This window comes from Embleya sp. NBC_00896, from assembly GCF_045207785.1.
Lineage (GTDB): Bacteria > Actinomycetota > Actinomycetes > Streptomycetales > Streptomycetaceae > Embleya.
The window spans coordinates 2574362-2593876 of sequence record NZ_CP108776.1 but is presented as its reverse complement, the minus strand read 5'-3'; the positions used below and the strand labels follow the sequence as shown (position 1 = coordinate 2593876).

15 protein-coding genes are annotated in these 19515 nt (G+C 70.3%); 9 read left to right on the top strand and 6 right to left on the bottom strand.

Going from position 1 to position 19515, the window contains the following annotated elements; all coding sequences use genetic code 11:
* Positions 1 to 106 precede the first annotated feature (106 nt).
* From OG928_RS11495 to mce, 4 genes are all read right to left on the bottom strand, one after another.
* On the bottom strand, positions 107 to 1048 hold the full coding sequence (locus OG928_RS11495) for a cellulose-binding protein (RefSeq protein WP_020555437.1): 942 nt from the start codon (positions 1046 to 1048) through the stop codon (positions 107 to 109).
* Positions 1049 to 1157: 109 nt separating this feature from the next.
* Positions 1158 to 5684 carry a hypothetical protein gene (locus OG928_RS11490; protein WP_406282608.1) on the bottom strand — a complete coding sequence of 1509 codons (4527 nt, stop codon included), beginning with the start codon at positions 5682 to 5684 and terminating at the stop codon, positions 1158 to 1160.
* Positions 5685 to 5823: 139 nt separating this feature from the next.
* Positions 5824 to 7161: a crotonyl-CoA carboxylase/reductase gene (gene ccrA, locus OG928_RS11485; RefSeq protein ID WP_406282605.1), complete on the bottom strand. Its 1338-nt coding sequence runs from the start codon at positions 7159 to 7161 to the stop codon at positions 5824 to 5826.
* Between the two features lie 232 nt (positions 7162 to 7393).
* Positions 7394 to 7831, bottom strand: coding sequence for a methylmalonyl-CoA epimerase (gene mce, locus OG928_RS11480; protein WP_406290909.1), 438 nt, complete (start codon positions 7829 to 7831; stop codon positions 7394 to 7396).
* 260 nt (positions 7832 to 8091) lie between these two features.
* Here mce and OG928_RS11475 point away from each other — a divergent pair, with 260 nt between their 5' ends.
* The gene (locus tag OG928_RS11475; protein ID WP_406282602.1) at positions 8092 to 9279 is read left to right on the top strand and encodes an acetyl-CoA C-acetyltransferase; all 1188 of its coding nucleotides are present in this window, start codon (positions 8092 to 8094) and stop codon (positions 9277 to 9279) included.
* A 171-nt stretch (positions 9280 to 9450) separates the two neighbouring features.
* Positions 9451 to 10446, top strand: a complete 996-nt coding sequence (meaB, locus tag OG928_RS11470) for a methylmalonyl Co-A mutase-associated GTPase MeaB (RefSeq protein WP_406282600.1) — start codon at positions 9451 to 9453, stop codon at positions 10444 to 10446.
* 174 nt (positions 10447 to 10620) lie between these two features.
* Here meaB and OG928_RS11465 read toward each other — a convergent pair whose 3' ends face one another.
* The gene (locus OG928_RS11465) at positions 10621 to 11112 is read right to left on the bottom strand and encodes a MarR family winged helix-turn-helix transcriptional regulator (RefSeq protein ID WP_406282597.1); all 492 of its coding nucleotides are present in this window, start codon (positions 11110 to 11112) and stop codon (positions 10621 to 10623) included.
* Positions 11113 to 11269: 157 nt separating this feature from the next.
* On the opposite strand from OG928_RS11465, the gene OG928_RS11460 reads away from it, so the two are divergent.
* The 4 genes from OG928_RS11460 to OG928_RS11445 all read left to right on the top strand — a co-directional run bounded on the left by OG928_RS11460 (position 11270) and on the right by OG928_RS11445 (position 14526).
* Entirely contained in the window at positions 11270 to 11827 is a 558-nt protein-coding gene (locus OG928_RS11460) for a MarR family winged helix-turn-helix transcriptional regulator (protein WP_406282594.1), read from the top strand.
* A gap of 129 nt (positions 11828 to 11956) precedes the next feature.
* On the top strand, positions 11957 to 12277 hold the full coding sequence (locus tag OG928_RS11455; RefSeq protein ID WP_406290907.1) for a DUF3817 domain-containing protein: 321 nt from the start codon (positions 11957 to 11959) through the stop codon (positions 12275 to 12277).
* Between the two features lie 87 nt (positions 12278 to 12364).
* Positions 12365 to 12682 carry a DUF3817 domain-containing protein gene (locus OG928_RS11450; protein WP_406282591.1) on the top strand — a complete coding sequence of 106 codons (318 nt, stop codon included), beginning with the start codon at positions 12365 to 12367 and terminating at the stop codon, positions 12680 to 12682.
* A 227-nt stretch (positions 12683 to 12909) separates the two neighbouring features.
* Positions 12910 to 14526: a methylmalonyl-CoA mutase gene (locus tag OG928_RS11445; RefSeq protein ID WP_406290904.1), complete on the top strand. Its 1617-nt coding sequence runs from the start codon at positions 12910 to 12912 to the stop codon at positions 14524 to 14526.
* Between the two features lie 229 nt (positions 14527 to 14755).
* Here OG928_RS11445 and OG928_RS11440 read toward each other — a convergent pair whose 3' ends face one another.
* Positions 14756 to 15382, bottom strand: coding sequence for a TetR/AcrR family transcriptional regulator (locus OG928_RS11440; protein ID WP_406282588.1), 627 nt, complete (start codon positions 15380 to 15382; stop codon positions 14756 to 14758).
* Between the two features lie 291 nt (positions 15383 to 15673).
* Between OG928_RS11440 and OG928_RS11435 the strand changes: the two genes are divergently transcribed.
* From OG928_RS11435 to OG928_RS11425, 3 genes are all read left to right on the top strand, one after another.
* Complete coding sequence (locus tag OG928_RS11435; protein ID WP_406282585.1) at positions 15674 to 16624, top strand: tetratricopeptide repeat protein; 951 nt, start codon at positions 15674 to 15676, stop codon at positions 16622 to 16624.
* A 457-nt stretch (positions 16625 to 17081) separates the two neighbouring features.
* Positions 17082 to 17714, top strand: coding sequence for a DUF6230 family protein (locus OG928_RS11430; protein WP_406282582.1), 633 nt, complete (start codon positions 17082 to 17084; stop codon positions 17712 to 17714).
* Positions 17715 to 17790: 76 nt separating this feature from the next.
* Positions 17791 to 19470 (top strand): DUF6114 domain-containing protein, encoded by a 1680-nt coding sequence (locus OG928_RS11425; protein WP_406282579.1) that lies wholly within the window; start codon positions 17791 to 17793, stop codon positions 19468 to 19470.
* The last annotated feature ends 45 nt before the right edge of the window (positions 19471 to 19515 follow it).

Below are 19515 nucleotides of genomic sequence, written 5' to 3'. Positions count from 1 at the left end.
GTCACGAAAACGCGGCCGGGGGGGGGACGGGTCCTCGTGGAACCCGTCCGCCGCCCGGCCGCGAATACCAGCCTGGGCGGTTTGTCCGCTCCTGCGCGGCAGAACGTCAGCGGCTCTGCTGCGCCGGCACGCCCGGCATCTTGTCGTCGTCGTCATCGATGCTCACACCCGCGGCGGCGACGGCCGCACCGGTGAGGGTCGCCAGCATCTCGCGCACGTTGGTCAGCTGCGCGTTGATGCTGTCGCGGCGGTGGGTCAGTGCGGCCAGCTCGCGCTCGGACTCGGAGCGGATCCGGTCGGCCTTGGCCCGCGCGTCCGCGACGATGTCGTCGGCCTGGCGCTGAGCGGTCTCGATCGTCTGGCGTGAACGACGCTCGGCGTCGGTGCGCAGCTTTTCGGCCTCCAGGCGCAGCTGTTCCGCCCGGTGCTCGACCTCGGAGAGGCGCTTTTCGGCCTTGGCCTGACGGGCCGCCAGGTCACGCTCGGACTGCTCGCGGCGCTTGGCCAGGTTGGTCTCGAAGTCGGCGGCGGCCTGGGCGGCCTTGGCACGGGTCTCCTCGAAGAGGGCCTCGGCCTCCTCACGCTTGGCCGACGCGTCCTTGGCCGCCTCGCCGCGCAGCTGCGCGGCGTCGCTCTTGGCCTTGTCGAGGATGCGCGAACCCTCGTCCTCGGCCTTGGCCTTGCGCTCCTTGCCGTACTGCTCGGCGTCGGAACGGACCTGCTGCGCGGCGGCCTCGGCCAGCTCGCGGTGCTGATCGGCGGCGCGGCGGGCTTCCTCGCGCAGGTCCTTCGCCTCTTCCTCGGCGAGGCGGAGGATCTTCTCGACGCGGGCACCCAGTCCCGCGTAGGACGGTTCGGCGTCCGCGAGTTGGGCCTGTGCGTTCTGGCTCTCGAGGTGCAGTTCCTCGATCCGCTTCTCCAGCGCCGAGATCCTCGCGAGCGCGCTGTCACGGTCCGAGACGAGCTTCGTGATGCGGTCGTCAACCTGCGAACGCTCGTACCCTCGGCGGACGATGTCGAAGCCGTGCGGAGAGTTAGTGTCGCTCATGGGGTTCCTGTCGTATGACCGGTGCGGTGAATGAGGTGACGGGTGGAATCCTGGCACGAATCGGGCGGGGCATCGACCTGACCGGGAGATAAGATCCGGCCGGCATCGCTCAATCGGATGACGACGAACCCGTGCCCTTCGTGGCGGAACCCTTGCCCGACGAGGTGTTGCCCTTGCCGGAGGAGAGGCCCGCGGGCGCGGCCAGCGCGTCCAACACGCCCTGCACGCGCGACATCTCGGCGGTGATGTCCTTGCGTCTGCGGTTCAACTCGTCGAGTTTGCGCTGGCCGTCGGCACGATGACGGTCCGCGTCCTTGCGCGCCTCGGTGCGCAGTCGCTCCGCCTCCTTCCGCGCTTCGTCGAGAACCTTCTCGGCGTCCGCGGCGGTCTTGCGACGGACCGCCTGCGCCTCCCGCTGGGCCGCGGCCACCTGTTCGGCCACCTTCGCCCGCAGGTCGTCCGCGCCCTTCTGGGCGTCGGCCAGACGCTGTTCCGCTTCCGAGAGCAACGCTTCGGCCTTCTTCACCGCGGCAATCCGTACCCTATCCGCCTCGGAACCGGCCTTGTCGCGAATCCGCTCGGCTTCCTCCGCCGCGACGACCTTCATCTTCTCGGCGTCCACGCGGGCTTCGCTCACCTGTTCCTCGGCGGCCGCGACGAGGTCGTCGACGCGCTTGCCGGCCTGCTTCAGGCCCTCCGCCGCCTGCCTGCGCGCGCGTTCCACGGCCTGTTCGGCTTCCTTGTCGGAACGCTCGCGGGTCGCGGTGGTGTCGCGGCGGGTCTCGCTGATCATCGCGTCCGAGTCCTTGCGCGCCTTCTCTATTACCGCCGTTGCCTCGGCGCGCAGGCGTTCGTCCTCCGCCTCGGCCTCGGCGACCAGCCGGTTCGCCGCGTCTTCGGCCTCGGCCACGCGCTGCTCGGCCTTGCGCTCGGCGGCACCGACGATCTCGGTGGCCCGGCCCTTCGCGCGGATCAGCAGCGCCTCCGCGTCGTTGGTGGCCTGGTCGAGCTCGGCCCGGGCCGTGTCGCGCAGGTTCGTCGCGGCTTCCTCGGCCTCGCGCAGTTCCTTGTTCGCCGCTTCCCGTCCCGCGGTTCGCGTCTTCTCGGCCTCGCGGTCGGAGTCGGACTTCATGCGTTCGGCGTGCTTGCGCGCGGCCGTGACCGTCGCGTCGGCCTCCGCGCGGGCCCGGACCAGCATGGTCTCGGACTCGTCGCGCGCCTTGACCAGGTCGCGCTCCGCGAGCGCGGTGAGCCGGTCGGACTCCTCGCGGGCGGCGTCCTCGATCCCTACCACCGCGGCGCGCACGGCCTCCGCCTCGGCCTCGGCCTCGGCGACCGCACGGGCCGCGTCCTCCTTCGCGAGTCGGGCCTGGGTGGTCGCGTTCTCCAACAGGTCGGTGCCGCGCGTCTCGGCCTTCTCCAGGAGTTCGCGTGCCCGGGCCTTGGTGCGATCGCGCAACTCGGCCGCCTCGTCGCGGGCCTCTTCGAGCGCCTGGGCGCCCTGCGTGCGCAGCCGGTTCGCCTCGGCCTCGGCCTCCTCGCGCATCCGGGCGGTGTCCGTGTCGGCCTGTTCGAGCTGGGTGAGCGCGGCCGTCTCGGCCTCGCCGCGCATCCGCTCGGCCTCCGCCCGCGCCGTTTCGAGGGCGGTGGTGGCCTCGTCGCGCAGCGTGCCCGAGTCGGTGTGTGCCGAGGCCAGCATCGCGGCCGCCTCGGTCCGCAGCCGGTCGGCCTCCGCCTGCGCGGACTCCAGTGCGGCGGCGGCGTCCTGACGGAGCGTCCGGGCCGCGGCCTCGGCCTCGGTGCGCAGTTGCTCGGTGTCGCGTTCGGCGCGTTCCAAGAGCGCGCGGGCGGCGGACTGCGCCTCGGAGCGGGACCGGTCCGCGTCGGTCTCGCCCTGCGCGCGCATCGCGTCGGCGTCCGCCTTCGCCGCCTCCAGCGCGGCGGCGGCCTCCTGCCGCAGCGTCCGCGCCTCGCCGTCGGCCTGTTCGAGGATCCCGAGCGCGGTCTCCTCGGCCTCGGCGCGCAGCCGTGCGGCGTCCGTCTCGGCCTTGCCCAGTGCGGTCCGCACCGCGACGGCCGTCTCCTCGCGCAGCGTGTGGGCGGCCGTCTCGGCCTCCGTACGCATCCGCTCGGCTTCCGCGTCGGCCTGCTCCAGGACCGAACGGGCGGTATCGGTGGTCTTGGTGCGCAGCGCCAGCGCGGCGGCCTCGGCCTCGGTCCGCATCCGCGTCGCGTCGGCGTCGGCCTGCTCCAGGCGGGTCCGGGCCTGCGCCGTGCTGTCCTCGCGCAGGGTCTTGGCGAAGGTCTCGGCCGCCTCGCGGACCGAACGCGCGGTGCTCTCGGTCTCCTCGCGCAGTTCGCGCGCCGCGGTCTCCGCCTCCTCGCGCATCGACGACGCGTCGCGGCGGGCGGCCGAGCGCATGCCGTCGGCCTCCTCGCGCGAGTCCACCAGGACCTTCTCGGCCTCCTCGCGGGCCTTGCCGATCAACTCGTCGGCCTTGACCGCGGCCGACTGGGTGCGGGCCCCCGCCTCGGCGCGGGCCTGCTCCATCGTCGCCTCGGCGTTCGCCCTGGCCCGATCGAGCGCGGTCTCCGCCGCGTCGACGGACAGCTCGGCCTTGGCGCGCAACTCCTCGGCGCGGGTCCGCAGTTCGCCCGCGTTCCGGTCGGCCTCGGCGCGCACGGCCTCGGCCTGCGCCCGGGCCTGCTCGCGCAGTTCGTTCGCGGCCTGCTCGGCCGCGCGCATCAGTTCCTCGGCCGAGCGGGACGCGTCGGCGCCGGCCTTCTGCGCCTGTGCCCGGGCCTTGGCCACCAGTTCCTCGGCCTCGGCGTGCGACCGGCCCGCGCTCTCGGCGGCCTCGGTCCGCACCCGTTCGGCCTCCGCGCGGGCCGCTTCCACCCGCTCCGCGGCCTCGGCGCTCGACTCCTCGCGCAGCCGTTCGGCAGCCGCCGCGGCCTCGGTGCGCAGGCTCTCGGCCTCGTCCCGGGCGCGCTGCAACTCCTCGCCGGCCTCGGCCTGTTGACGGTGCGTCATCTCGCGCAGACGGTGGGTGTCCGCGACCGCCTTCTCGCGCAGCTTGCCGGACTCGGCGCGGGCCGTCTCCAGCAGCTCCTCGGCGCTCTCGCCGGCCTTCGCGCGCAATTGGTCCGCGTACTCGCGGGCCTCGTTCGCGAGCCGATCGCTCGACTCGCGGGTACGGACCTCGACGGTCTCGGCGTCGGCCTGTGCGCGGGCGCGCAGTTCGTCCGCCTCGGTCCGGGCCTCGCTTTGCACGCGGTCCGCCTCGGAGCGCGACTTGGCCATCAGGTCGTCGGCGGCGCGGGCGGCGGTCTCCAGGCGGTCGGCGGCGCCGGCCTCGGCGTTCGTGAGCAACTGCTGGGCCTCGGCCCGCAGTCGGTCCACTTCCTGGCGGCGGCGCTCGATCTCCGCACGCGCCCCGGCCTCCAACTCGTCGACCCGGGCGAGGGTCTCCTCGCGGGCGGTGTCCAACTCGGCACGGGTGTCCGCGCGCAGCGCCTCGGCCTCGGTGCGGGCCTCGTCGCGCAGCCGGTCCGCCTCGGCGATCGCCTCGGTGCGCAGTCGCTCGGCCGCGGCGCGGGCCTCGGCGGCGAGCTTGTCCGCCTCCGCGCGGGCCTTGCCGATGAACGCCTCGGCCTCGCCGGCGGCCTTGCCGAGCTTCTCGCCGGCCTCGGCCTCGGCCGCCTGCAGCAGGCGCTGGGCCTCGGCCTGACGCCGATCCGCCTCGCCGGCGGCCTCGGCGCGCAGCCGCTCGATCTCGAACTGGGCGGATTCGAGCAGCTTCGCGGTGTTCTCGGACGCGCCCTGCGCGCGGGCGCCGGCCTCGCCGGTGACCCGCTCGGCCTCGGAACGCGCCTCGCCGATGATCCGGGCGGCCTCGACGCGGGCATCGCCCACCAGGCTCTCGGCGCGGGTACGGGTCTCGGTGCGCAGCTGTTCGGACTGGTCCACGGCCGCGCTCGCGCGGGCCTTGGCCTCCGCGATCACCCGGTCGGCGTCGCTCTGTGCACGCGAGAGCAGGGACTCGACCTCGGCCCGGGTGCTCTCGCTCGTGCCGGTCGCCTGCTCGCGGGCGGCGGTGGCGACCCGCTCGGCCTCGGCGCGGGCGTTGTCCAGGAGTTGGCGCGAGCGCTCCTCGGCCTGCGCGCGCAACTGCTCGGCCCACGCGACGTTCTCGTTGACCCTGACCTCGGTGGCCTGCCGGGCCTGCGCCAGTTCCTCGTCGAGCCGGCGGCGGCGCTCCATGACCTCGGCCTGCCACTCGGCTTCCAGCCGTGCGGAGCGGGCGGCGGCCTCCTGCAGCAGACGCTGCGTGGTCGCGCGCGACTCCTGCAACTCGCGTTCCGCGTCCGCCCGGACCTGATCGGCCTGCAACTGGGCGTTGCGCAGCATCTGCTCGGCCTGGCCGCCGATGCTGTCGAATCGGGGTGTGGCGAGCTGGCGGCGAAGATCGTGCAGCTTCGCGCGGAGAACCTCGACCTGATAGCCGAGGTCCTCCGCGTGTGCGACGTTGTCGTCGCGCTCCGTCTTCAGCCGCTTGATCTCGTCGTCGAGCAGTTCGAGGTGCTCGTCAACTTGGTAGCGGTCGTAGCCCCGCACTGTGGGGTCCCACTCCATCCCCTGGCCGCGTACGTTTCAGTACTGCAAATCGGCCGTTTTCGACCGGTTGGTGACGAAGCAACCCCGCGTGTGCACCCGGAACCGCCCGTACCGCATTGACTACCAGGGAGAATGGTCTCAGATCCAGGGACCGCCGTCAGACGTTACGAAAGCGGTTGATGGCGTCGATGTGCCGCGCGCGCATCTCGACGTCCCGAACCCCCAGGCCCTCCTCCGGTGCGAGACACAGTACGCCCACCTTCCCCTGGTGCAGGTTTCGGTGGACGTCACGGGCCGCTTGCCCGGTCTCTTCCATCGAGTAGGTGCGCGACAGCGTCGGGTGAATCTTACCCTTGGCCACCAGCCGGTTCGCCTCCCAGGCTTCCCGGTAGTTGGCGAAGTGCGAGCCCACGATCCGCTTGAGGCTCATCCACAGGTAGCGGTTGTCGTACTCGTGCATGTAGCCCGACGTCGACGCGCAGGTCACGATCGTGCCGCCCTTGCGGGTGACGTACACGGACGCGCCGAACGTCTCGCGGCCCGGGTGCTCGAAGACGATGTCCACGTCCTCGCCGCCGGTGAGTTCGCGGATCCGCTTGCCCAGCCGGTTCCACTCGCGCGGGTCCTGGGTCTGCTCGTCCTTCCAAAACTTGAAGCCCTCGGCCCTGCGGTCGATCACGAGCTCGGCGCCCATGTCGCGGCACAGCTGCGCCTTGTCCTCCGAGGACACCACGCAGATCGGCGTCGCGCCGCCCGCGAGGGCGAACTGCGTCGCGTACGAGCCCAGGCCGCCGGAGGCGCCCCAGATCAGGACGTTGTCGCCCTGCTTCATGCCGGCGCCGTTGCGCGAGACGAGCTGGCGGTACGCGGTCGAGTTCACGAGGCCCGGCGAGGCGGCCTCTTCCCACGACAGGTGCGCGGCCTTCGGCATCAGCTGGTTGCTCTTGACCAGCGCGATGTGCGCGAGGCCACCGAAGTTGGTCTCGAAGCCCCAGATCCGCTGCTCGGGGTCGAGCATCGTGTCCGCGTGACCGTCCGCGCTCTCCAGCTCGACGGACAGGCAGTGCGCGACCACCTCGTCACCGGGCTTCCACGCGTTCACGCCGGCGCCGGTGCGCAGGACGACGCCCGCGAGGTCGGAGCCGACCACGTGGTAGGGCAGGTCGTGACGCTTGGTCAGGTCGGAGTTCCGGCCGTACCGCTCGAGGAAGCGGAACGTGGAGACCGGCTCGAAGATCGAGGTCCAGACGGTGTTGTAGTTGATCGCACTGGCCATCACGGCGACGAGGGCTTCGCCGGGGCCGAGTTCGGGGAGCGGCACATCTTCGATGTGCAGCGACTGACGCGGATCCTTGTCCCGCGATTCCATGCCCTCGAACATCGTCTCCTCGTCCTTGTGGACGGTGACGGCGCGGTACGAGTCGGGAAGCGGGAGCGCTGCGTACGCCTCCTTGGGGGTGTCCCCCGCGAGGATGGCGTCGAGGATCTCCTTCATCGTCGGCCTCCATGGGTCGGCGGTTGAAGCATGAGACAACATGAGGGTTGGCGAATCTGAACTGCACTGAATCTACCCGCCGGTAACGTTAGGCGGTCGGCACAAACCCGACAAGGGGCGAAGTCGCAGGAACTCCGCCTCTTGTTTGACGGTTTGTCAGATTCGCGAGGCGTCGCTGGGTGTCGCGAGGTGGAACGGACTCCCGCGAGATGTCGCGGGCCGAGCGTTCGGTTCAGTGCTCCGCGCCGGGGTCGGCCGCGGTCACGAGCTCGGTGAGCACACCGTGACAGTCCTTGGGGTGCAGGAAAGTGATGCGCGAGCCCATGGAACCACGTCGGGGCTCGTCGTACAGCACTCGGACGCCCTTGCCGGCGATCGCGGCCGCGTCCGCGTCCACGTCGGCGGTGCCGAAGGCGATGTGGTGCACGCCCTCGCCGTTCTTGGCCAGCCACTTCGCGACGGTGGAGTCCTCGCGAATCGGCTCCAGGAGCTGGAGGTACGAGGCGCCGCCGTCGGAGGTCTCGTTGATCTTGAGCATCGCCTCGCGGACGCCCTGCTCCTCGTTGACCTCGGTGTGGAACACCTCGAAACCGTAGGTCGTTGTGTAGAACGCGACCGTCTCGTCGAGGTTGTGGCAGGCAATGCCGATGTGGTCGATGCGCGTCAGCATCATGGCCTCCAAGGGCCTCTCGGAAAACCCGGGTTACCTGCGAGTAGATACCCGGCCCATCGTCACGAGACTATGGGTGAGAGCACATCCGGTATGCCCCATGGGGGATGGTGGGTTCCGTCACATCGGAGCCCCCTGCCACCGTCCGGGCGCTTCCGGGTAGGTTCCGGAACAACTTCACGTCCGTCGCGGGGATGCCGCACGTCGTCCGGACCGCCTGGCGATGGCACCCCGACCCTCAAGTTGTGGAGGCCACCCTCATGGCCGGTTCTGTCATCGTCGCCGGGGCCCGTACGCCCATGGGCCGTCTGCTCGGGTCCCTCAAGGGGTTCTCCGGCACCGACCTCGGCGGTATCGCGATCAAGTCCGCGCTCGAGCGCGCGGGGATCACCGGTGACCAGGTCCAGTACGTGATCATGGGCCAGGTGCTCCAGGCGGGCGCCGGGCAGATGCCCGCCCGCCAGGCGTCGGTCAAGGCCGGCATCCCGATGAACGTGCCCTCGCTCACGATCAACAAGGTCTGCCTCTCCGGCCTCGACGCGATCGCGCTGGCCGACCAGCTGATCCGCGCCGGCGAGTTCGACATCGTGGTCGCGGGTGGCATGGAGTCCATGACCAACGCCCCGCACCTGCTGCCGAAGTCGCGTGAGGGCTTCAAATACGGCGCGATCGAGATGCTCGACGCGATGGCCTACGACGGCCTCACCGACGCCTTCGAGAACATCCCGATGGGCGAGTCGACCGAGCACCACAACACCAAGCTGAACATCTCGCGCGAGGAGCAGGACGCCGTCGCGGCGCTCTCCCACCAGCGGGCCGCGGCCGCCGCGAAGAACGGCGTCTTCGACGCCGAGATCGTGCCGGTGCAGATCCCGCAGCGGCGCGGCGAGCCGGTCGTCTTCGCCACCGACGAGGGCGTGCGCGCGGACACCACCAGCGAATCGCTCGCCAAGCTGCGGCCGGCCTTCACCAAGGACGGCACGATCACCGCGGGCTCGGCCTCGCAGATCTCCGACGGCGCCGCCGCCGTCGTGGTGATGAGCAAGGCCAAGGCCCAGGAGCTGGGCCTGGAGTGGCTCGCCGAGATCGGCGCGCACGGCAACGTGGCCGGCCCCGACAACTCGCTCCAGTCGCAGCCCTCGAACGCGATCAAGCACGCGCTCGGCAAGCAGGGCCTCGACGTCGCGGACCTCGACCTGATCGAGATCAACGAGGCGTTCGCGGCGGTGGCCGTGCAGTCGATGCGCGACCTCGGCGTCGACACCGACACCGTCAATGTCAACGGCGGCGCGATCGCGCTCGGCCACCCGATCGGCATGTCCGGCGCCCGCGTCGTGCTGCACCTCGCGCTCGAGCTCAAGCGTCGTGGCGGCGGTACGGGCGCGGCGGCCCTGTGCGGCGGCGGTGGCCAGGGCGACGCCCTGATCATCACGGTGCCGGGCAACTGATCGGTCCCGGCACCTCCGACCGGCGCGAGTGACCGCCGGGCGGTTCCGGGTGACTCACCCACCTGAAACGATCTCGGAGTCACGGGACGCGCGCCCTCGGGCGGCGTCCCGTCGAATCCGGGGTCGTTTCGGCATATCCGAGCAGGGAAGCGGTGGCGCATGAGGTCGGGGATGGATGTCGCGACGTTGGTGGCCCAGGCCCGGGAGGGCAAGCCGCGGGCGGTCGCACGGCTGATCTCGCTGGTCGAGGACGCGTCGCCGAAGCTGCGCGAGGTGATGGCCGCGCTCGCGCCGCTGGCCGGGAACGCGTACGTGATCGGGCTGACCGGATCGCCCGGGGTGGGCAAGTCGACGTCCACCACCGCGCTGGTCGGTGCGTTTCGGGCGCTGGGCCGGCGGGTCGGCGTGCTCGCGGTGGACCCCTCGTCGCCGTTCTCCGGCGGTGCGCTGCTCGGTGACCGGGTGCGGATGCAGGACCACGCGACCGACCCCGGCGTGTACATCCGGTCGATGGCCTCGCGCGGGCATCTCGGCGGGTTGGCCTGGTCCACCCCGCAGGCGCTGCGGGTGCTGGACGCGGCGGGGTGCGACGTGGTGATCGTGGAGACGGTCGGCGTCGGGCAGTCGGAGGTCGAGATCGCGTCGATGGCGGACAGCACGGTCGTCCTGCTCGCGCCCGGGATGGGGGACGGGATCCAGGCGGCCAAGGCCGGGATCCTGGAGATCGGCGACCTGTACGTGGTCAACAAGGCCGACCGCGACGGTGCGGCCACCACGGCGCGCGAACTGGGCCACATGCTCTCGCTCGGCGAGGCGCGTGGGCCGGGGGACTGGCGCCCGCCGATCGTCAAGACGGTGGCCTCGCGTGGCGAGGGTGTGGACGACGTGGTCGAGGCGCTGGAGAAGCACCGCGCGTGGATGGAGGGCAGCGGTGAGCTGACTCGGCGGCGGCAGCGGCGGGTCGCGGACGAGGTCGAGGCCATCGCGGTCACGGCGTTGCGGGCGCGGATCGGGGATTTGCGTGGGGGGCGGCGCCTCGATGCGCTTGCTTTGCGCGTGCTTGCGGGGGATTTGGATCCGTATGCGGCGGCGGACGAGTTGGTTGCGGGGGTGGCCTCAAGCGCCGGCCGGGCTGGGTGGCCTCAAGCGCCGGCCGGGCTGGATTGACCCGGCCTTCGGCCGAGGTGGCCTCAAGCGCCGGCCGGGCTATTTGGCCTCAAGCGCCGGCCGGGCTGGAGTGGCTCGGGTTTCGGGAGAGGTGGCCTCAAGCGCCGGCCGGGCTGGAGTGGCTCGGTTTCGGGGGAGGTGGCCTCAAGCGGCGGTCGGGCTGATTTGGCTTGGTCAGGGCTGCTTCTGGGAGGGGCAGCGGGCTGTGGGGCGGAGGTTTTCGGCTACTGCGGTGAAGGCTTCGCCGACGACCTTTTTTTGCTCCGGGGTCATCAGGTCCATCAGGTTGCGGCGGACGCCCTCTACGTGGGTGGGGGCGGCGGCTTTGAGGACGCGCCAGCCTTCCTCGGTGAGGACCGCGAAGGCGCCGCGGCGGTCCGTGGGGCAGTTGCGGCGGGTGACCAGACCGGCGTTCTCCATCCGGGTCATCTGGTGCGAGAGCCGGCTCTTGGACTGCTGGGTCGCCTCGGCGAGGTCGCTGAGGCGGGCCTCTCGATCCGGGTGCTCCGAGAGGTGGACCAGGATCTGGTAGTCGTGCAGGGACAACCCGTGCTCCCGCTGGAGCTCGCGCTCCAGCTCGGGGGGCAGCATGTTGATCACGGCGATGATCTTGCGCCACACACACTGGTCTTCATCGCTCAGCCACCTGGGCTCGGCACCGGTCATGTTCAAAGAATACCGAAGTTAGTTGAATGTTGAATAACTGCTTGTCCGAAAGCGCACTCGGCGGGTTGTTCGGGTGGCCGCGAGCATACGCCCGGGGGTATGTGCGAGGGGTGAGACGGCCACGTGACCGATGGGTAACCTCGACTACGCTCGCCCCGTGCCGAAGCCACTGAACCTGCCCTTCGATCCGATCACGCGTGCCGACGAGCACTGGCGCGAGCGCTGGGGGGAGTGCCCGCCCATGGTCGCGATCACATCGATCATGCGCGCGCAACAGATCCTGCTCGCGGATGCCGACGCGGTGCTCAAGCCGTACGGGCTGACCTTCGCCCGCTACGAGGCCCTGGTGCTGCTCACGTTCAGCCGGACCGGGGCGCTGCCGCTGTCCAGGATCGGCGAACGCCTGATGGTGCACCCGACGAGTGTGACCAACACGATCGACCGCCTGGAACAGGCCGAGCTGGTCACCCGCCGGCCCAACCCGCGCGACGGCCGCGGCGTGCTCGCGGTCATCACGGACAAGGGCCGCGACGTCACCGAGCGGGCCACCCGGGAGCTGACGGCGCGCGAGTTCGGGCTCGGCGCGTACACCCCCGAGCAGTGCGCCCAGATCTTCGACCTGCTGCGCGTACTGCGGGTGGACGCGGGCGACTTCCGGGCCGAGGACGAGCCGGTGGGCAGGCCGGCCGAGGCCGTGCGCGACGGGGCCGCGTAAAACGGGTGAGGGGGGCGGATTCGGGAACCCCGATGGTCGCGACGTAAGCTGCATGCGCCATTGTGAAAAGCGGACGACGAGGGTGTCGGACCCGCAGTTACCGAAGGTGCCGCCGTGAAGCCTGCCGCCGTGAAGCCCGTCGTATTGACCCGATACCGAGTGATGGCCTGGATCACCGGGTTCATGCTCCTGGTCCTGTGCCTGTGCATGGTCCTCAAGTACGGGTTCGACACGGGCGAGAAGGCGACGCTCTACGTCAGCCAGGCGCACGGCCTGCTCTACATGATCTACCTCGTCGTCACGTTCGACCTCAGCAGCAAGATGAAGTGGAAGTTCGAGCGCATGCTGCTGATGATGCTCGCCGGCACGATCCCGCTCGCGTCGTTCTACGCCGAGCGCAAGGCGGTCGAGGCGGTCCAGGAGCGCGCGCTCGTCGAAGCCGCAGCCTGACCCCGACCGTTCCCGGCCCGAGTCCGGCGCTCGCCGGCCCCGTGGTGCAGTCAGCCCGTTCGAACCCGCTTCCCCCTGAGGATCCCCATGCTTTCCACCGCTGTCGGCCGCTTCAAGGTGATCTCGATCGCCGAGGCCTGTTCGTTCCTGCTCCTGCTCGTCTTCGGCTCGCTGCTGAGCCGGATCTCGGACATCAACCTGGTGATGCCGCTCGGTCTGCTGCACGCGGCCATGTTCATCCTGTACCTGCTGGCCATGATGGACGTGCGCACCAAGCTGTCGTGGGACAACAAGACCACGCTGCTCGCGTTCATCGCCGCCATCCCGCCGTTCGGCCCCTTCGTCTTCGACTACAAGATGAAGCACAAGCTGGTCGAGCCGACCGCGGCGCCGGCCACCGCCTGATCCGCTTCCCCCGCTTCCCCCGCTTTTCGAGCCCCCGACGACCCGTCGGGGGCTTCGGCGTTTTCGGGGTCGTGGACATTTACTAGGACGTCCTAGTAATTTTCTGGTGCCGCGCGGGAATGGGTCCTACGACGACGGCATCGGACAGGAGCCACGTGAACACCGAGGACATCGAGCAGGGTCGCCGGCGCTGGCAGGAGCGTTACGACAAGGCACGCAACGACGGCATGCGTCGCACCACGCTCTCCGAGCTGGAGGTCGAGCCCGTCTACGGCCCGCCCGCCGGACAGCCCTACGAGGGCTTCGAGCGGATCGGCTGGCCGGGTGAGTTCCCGTACACGCGCGGGCTGTACGCGACCGGCTATCGCGGCCGGGCGTGGACCATCCGGCAGTTCGCGGGCTTCGGCAACGCCGAACAGACCAACGAGCGCTATCGGATGATCCTGGCCGCGGGCGGCGGCGGGCTCTCCGTCGCGTTCGACATGCCGACCCTGATGGGTCGCGACAGCGACGACGAGCGCGCGCTCGGCGAGGTCGGGCACTGCGGCGTCGCGGTGGACTCGGCGGCGGACATGGACGTGCTGTTCCGCGACATCCCGCTGGGCGACGTCACCACGTCGATGACGATCTCCGGCCCGGCGGTGCCGGCGTTCTGCATGTACCTGGTCGCGGCCGAGCGCCAGGGCGTGGACATCGGCAAGCTCAACGGCACCCTGCAGACCGACATCTACAAGGAGTACATCGCGCAGAAGGAGTGGCTCTTCGCGCCCGAGCCGCACCTGCGCCTGATCGGCGACCTGATGGAATACTGCGCGGCCGAGATCCCCGCGTACAAGCCGCTCTCGGTCTCCGGCTACCACATCCGCGAGGCCGGAGCCACGGCCGCGCAGGAGCTCGCGTACACGCTGGCCAACGGGTTCGGCTACGTCGAACTCGGGCTGTCGCGCGGGATGGACGTGGACGTGTTCGGCCCGGGCCTGTCGTTCTTCTTCGACGCGCACGTGGACTTCTTCGAGGAGATCGCGAAGTTCCGCGCGGCGCGCCGGATCTGGGCCCGGTGGATGCGCGACGTGTACGGCGCCAAGACCGCGAAGGCGCAGTGGCTGCGCTTCCACACCCAGACGGCCGGCGTCTCGCTGACCGCGCAGCAGCCGTACAACAACGTCGTGCGCACCGCGGTCGAGGCGCTCGCGGCGGTGCTCGGCGGCACCAACTCGCTGCACACCAACGCGCTGGACGAGACGCTCGCGCTGCCGAGCGAGCAGGCCGCGGAGATCGCGCTGCGGACCCAGCAGGTGCTGATGGAGGAGACCGGCGTCGCGGCGGTCGCGGACCCGCTGGGCGGGTCGTGGTACGTCGAGGCGCTGACGGACCGGCTGGAGGCCGAGGCGGAGGCGACGTTCGCGCGGATCCGGGAGCTGGGCGAGACCTCCCCGCACCCGATCGGGCCGATGACGGCGGGCATCCTGCGCGGCATCGAGGACGGGTGGTTCACCGGGGAGATCGCCGAGTCGGCGTTCCGGTACCAGCGGTCCGTCGAGAAGGGCGACAAGCGCGTGGTCGGGGTGAACTGCCACGAGGGCTCGGTCACCGGCGACTTGGAGATCATGCGGGTCAGCCACGAGGTCGAGCGCGACCAGGTGAGGGCGCTCGGGGCGCGGCGCGGGGCGCGGGATCAGGCGGCGGTGGACGCGGCGCTTTCGGCGATGCGGGTTGCTGCGCGGGGGGCGGTGAATTTGGTGCCGCCGATGCTTGTGGCTGCGCGGGCCGAGGCGACGTTGGGTGAGATTTGCGATGTCCTCCGGGAGGAGTGGGGGACGTATACCGAGCCGGCTCGGTTCTGAGGGGTGTCCTCAAGCGCCGGACGGGCTGGGGTTGGCTCGGCGAGGCTGAGGTCGGCCTGATCAGGGTGTCCTCAAGCGCCGGACGGGCTGGATTGGCTTGGGTGGGGCGAGGGGTGTCCTCAAGCGCCGGACGGGCTGGGGTTGGCCTGGTCAGGGGGTCCTCAAACGCCGGACGGGCTGGATTGGCTCGGGCGGGATGGGTTGGGGTGGGATGGGTCGGTTTGGTGGGTCAGGCCAGTAGGCCGGCTACTACGAAGGTTGTGAAGCGTTGGACCCAGGCGTCGGTTGCGGGTTCGGCGCTGACGAGGATGTGTTGGACGACCGTGCCCGATATGACGTCGAAGACCAGGTCGACGTCGATGTCGCCGGGGGCGGAGATCTCGCCGCGGGACTTGGCGCGGGCGCGGCCCTCCACGACGAGGCGCTTCTGCGGGTCGACGACCTCCTCGCGGATGCGTTGCCGCAGGGCCGGGTCGCTGGTCGAGTCCGCGACCAGGCCCATCAGCGCGGTCCGCATCTCCGGCCGACCCAGCAGCGCGGCGAACCGCCGGACCACGTCCTCGATGTCCGCGCGCAGATCGGTGCCCCGATCCGGCAGGTGCAGCGTGCCCAGCATCTCCGCGACGGCCGCGATCGCGAGCTCGTGCTTGGAGTTCCAGCGGCGGTACAGCGTCGTCTTGGCCACCCCGGCCCGCGTCGCGACGTCGCCCATCGTCAGTCCCGCCCACCCGCCGTCGGCCAGCAGCGAGCGCGCCGCCGCCAGGATGGCGTCGTCCGCGGTGGTGCTGCGCGGGCGTCCCTTGCTGCGCTGGAGGGGCGGGTCTTCGGGCTGGTCTCTCGCCGGTTCGTCGTGCACGGTCGGTCAGGTTACCGGCTGGTACGGTGCGCGGCGGTGGCGCAAGTCACATCCGTGATTCCGGATCCTACGGTCGCGTTCCACCCGATGATCCCCTTACGCTACGAGCCGTAGCGAATCGCGATGCCTGGATGGGGATTCGAGCACACGATCGCGACTGACGGCCCGTCAAGGGTCGTCGTCCGTCCCGGGGCCCGCAATCCTGCGGGGACCGGGACGCGACGGGACTTCGGCGCGTGCCGGTGGTCGCCCAGTGCATCACCCGGCGTGCTCTCGGGGGAAGATGTCTACATGCAGCCACGGAACATGTCCATGCGCGGAGTAGTCGACCTGGGCGCGGTCAAGGCCGCCGCCGACAATGCCGCCAAGCGTGCGGCCGCGCCGGCCGGGAAGCCCGCCGCCGGTGCCAGGGGCGTCGTCATCGACGTCACCGAGGCCTCCTTCGAGACCGATGTGCTCGCGCTGTCGCAGCAGGCACCAGTCGTCATCGACTTCTGGGCCGAGTGGTGCGAGCCGTGCAAGCAGTTGAGCCCGCTCCTGGAGCGCCTCGCCGAGGAGTACGCCGGCCGGTTCGTGCTCGCCAAGGTCGACGTCGAGGCCAACCCGCGCCTCGCCCAGGAGTTCGGCATCCAGGGCATCCCCGCCGTGATGGCGGTGCTCGGCGGCCAGCTCGCGCCGCTGTTCCAGGGCGTGGTGCCCGAGCAGCAGGCGCGCCAGGTCCTCGATCAGCTCGTCCAGCTCGGTGAGGAGCGCTTCGGCCTGACCGGCATCGTGGTCGACGGCGCGGCCGACGAGCCCCCGGCCGAGGCCGAGGACGAGGAACCGGCCGGAGACCCGCTGCTCGCGGCGGCCGACGAGGCCCTCGAGGTGGGCGATCTGGACGGTGCGGCACAGGCGTTCCGCAACGTGCTGTCCGATCACCCCGCGCACGCCGAGGCCAAGCTCGGCCTGATCAACACCGAACTGCTGCTGCGCACGCAGGGTGTGGACGCGGACAAGGCTCGGGCGGACGCCGCCGAACGCCCCGAGGACGTCGCGTCGCAGACGCTCGCCGCCGACCTGGACATCCTCGACGGCCGGGCCGACGAGGCGTTCGCACGGCTCGTGGAGACCGTGCGACGGACCGCGGGCGACGACCGGAACAAGGCGCGACTGCACCTGCTCGACCTGTTCGAGATCGTCGGCGCGGACGACCCGCGGGTGCCGAAGGCGCGGATGGCCCTTGCGGGCGTGCTGTTCTGACCTAGTGTCAGATTTTGACTTTGTCGATGAAGCCCCTGCCGTTCTCGTGATCGAGAGTGGTGGGGGCTTTGTCTTTGCCTATCTTTGACTAAGCGTCATTTCCCTTGCCCTGCGTGGCATTTGGCGATCTCCGAGTGATGGATTATCGGACTTATCCGGCCAAATGGGGGTGGCGTGCATGGGTGTCGATACCGCGCTGTGATGCCGGTGCGGGAAACATTGGACAGCCGGCGTTACTGGCCGGTAACGAACCTCTTGTGTGCCGACCCGGTCGTGAAAGATGATCGGGCCGCTCGATCCGTGTCCCTTTCGCCCCGACAGCCAGTCGGCGGCTCGGACACGGACCTCCCCATCCAGGCCGCGCCGGTCCGTCCCAGGACAGGCAGGCCCTCCCTCCATGCCCCGCCACGTGCGGCCCTGGTCCGCATGAAGTGGGGACTCTGTCCCGAGGAGGACCATGGACAAGAAGGTTCAGGCGGGTAGCGGCAAGACTCGCTGGAAGCGTTTCGGAATCGTGCTCATTCCGGTCGCCGCGGCGACCGTGGGCGTGTTCGCGGGTGTCGCCAACGGTGTGGTGCCGGTCGATATCACGGTGTCCGGCGGCAACTTCAAGGTGCACGCCGACAGGATGGAAGCGTCTCAGTTCTCGCAGTACGGCGAGACGCTCAAGACCAAGGACGGCAAGGTCATCCCGGTCGCCACGGCCGCTCTCGGCTCGGCGCAGATCTCCGGCATGTGTCAGTCCGTGCGCGTGCCCGGCACGCCTCTGGTCCTGCAGATCAAGGCGGGCGGTGACGGGCGTCCGGCCAAGGCCGAGGGCATGACCCTGTCGATGGACTCGATGGACGGCGACGCCTACTTCGAGAACATCGACATCGGCGTGGACGCGTCGACCATGGCCAAGGGCTCGTCCGACTGGGCCAAGGGCCCGAAGGACATCGGCAACGGCAAGCCGACCATGTTCGGTCAGCAGTCCGACAAGGCCACGTTCACCAACGTGAACCAGTCCGCGTGGATGGTCCAGGCAGGCAAGTTCTGGCTCAACGACCTGCACCTGCGGGTCGGCGGCCCGAGCCTCGAGTGCTTCTGACGCACCGTCGGCTGCGGGCGGCTCGTCCGTCCGCAGCTGGTCCGCGATACCGCGGCAACACTCCAGGGAGCAATGAGTGACCGCAGAACAGCGGCAACCCGGCGCGCCGGGACGTGCGCGCCAGAGGTTCCGGGCGTGGCGGAAGACCCGACCCTTCTGGGGCGGATTGCTCAGCATGCTGGGCGCGGTTCCGATCCTCTACGCCCCGTACGCCACGCTCAGCAGTGGTGACATCACCTTCAAGATCACCCAGATGGGCGGCGTCTCGGCGCTGTTCATCGGCGCGATCCTGATCATGTCCGGCATCGGGATCTGGCTCAATCCGAATGCCCGGGTCTACATCGGGATCTTCGTGATCCTGGTGTCGCTGGTGTCGTTCGTGGTCGCTACCTTCGGTGGATTCTTCATCGGCATGCTCCTCGGCCTGATCGGCGGAACGCTCGCGATCTCGTGGGTATTCACGCCGGCGACGGACGAGGACACCGAGGAACGCTCGGACGATGACGACGAAGGGGACACCGGAGGCGAGGCGAAGCCGGCGGACACCCTCGTCGAGGAAGGCTTCCTCGCGCAGGCGTTGGACCGGAAGGACCCCGATGCCTCGGGGGAAGCACCCGCCGGGCCGGAGACCGCCCGGCCCGGTGACACGACCAGGACGGCGGCTTCGCCCCGCATGGCGCTCACGGCGATCGTGACGGCCATGGTGGGCGTCGTCGGTGTCGTGGGCATCGCCCATGCCTCGCCGAGCGATCCACTGCCGGACATCCCGTATGCGGACGGACCGTGTGTTTCGGCGAGCCCCACGGCTTCGCCGAGCGCGTCGGGTTCGGCGTCGGCGAAGCCGAGCACCGCGTCCGGCAAGCCGTCGGCCTCGAAGCCCGCCGCGAAGGCGCCGGAACCCACGACCCAGCGGGCCCCGGCGATCGAGGACAAGGCGACGACATCGACGGCCCCGGTGAGCAAGACGTCGGAGCCGAAGCTGCCGGAGCTGAAGCTCCCCGAGTTGAAGCTGCCCGAGATCAAGATCCCGGGGCTCGAACTGCCCGGGATCAAGCTGCCGTCCGCGGCGTCCTCCGCGCCCGCGGTCGCGTCCGCACCCGCGACGCAGGTCGCGCCGACCGGATCCGCCGCGGGTACGCCGTCGGTGCCCACGTCGGCGCCTCCCACGACGGCGTCAGGCAAGCCTTCGGCCAAGCCCACCACGACGTCGGCCAAGCCGTCGGCCACGTCGTCGTCGGCCGCTCCGAAGGACGGCAAGTCGCCGTTCCCGTGTCCGATCAAGGGGCCGGTGAACGCGAAGGACGGATCCGGCCTTCCGTCCGTCGCGGTGGACCCGTGGGTGCTCAGGTCCAACCTGTTGGCGATGGCCGGCCTGAACTACGAGGGCGTCGTGAAGGTCAAGACCCGCGCCGGCGTGGAGGAGAACGCGCTCAAGTTCACGGTCTCGAAGGGGATCGACATCTGGAACCTCTCGATGACCGTGAGGGAGGAGAGCGGCAAGGACGTCGAGATCACGGCTCGTGCGGGCAGCAAGTCCTGGATGGAGGCCGACGTACCGACGACCATGTACGTCAAGTACCTCAAGGGCAACATCTTCGGGATCATCCCGATCACGTTCACTCCGGAGAGCCCGCCGCCGATCAATGTGCCGATCGTGTTCTTCACGAACGTGGAGTCCGCGCTGTACGCGCAATTGGGCGGCAGGATGCACATTCCCGGATACGGGTTCAACAAGGACCACAAGCCGCCGCAGTGAGCTCGGCGGTCGGCCGGACGGTCGGACCCGGATGCGCCCCGGAAC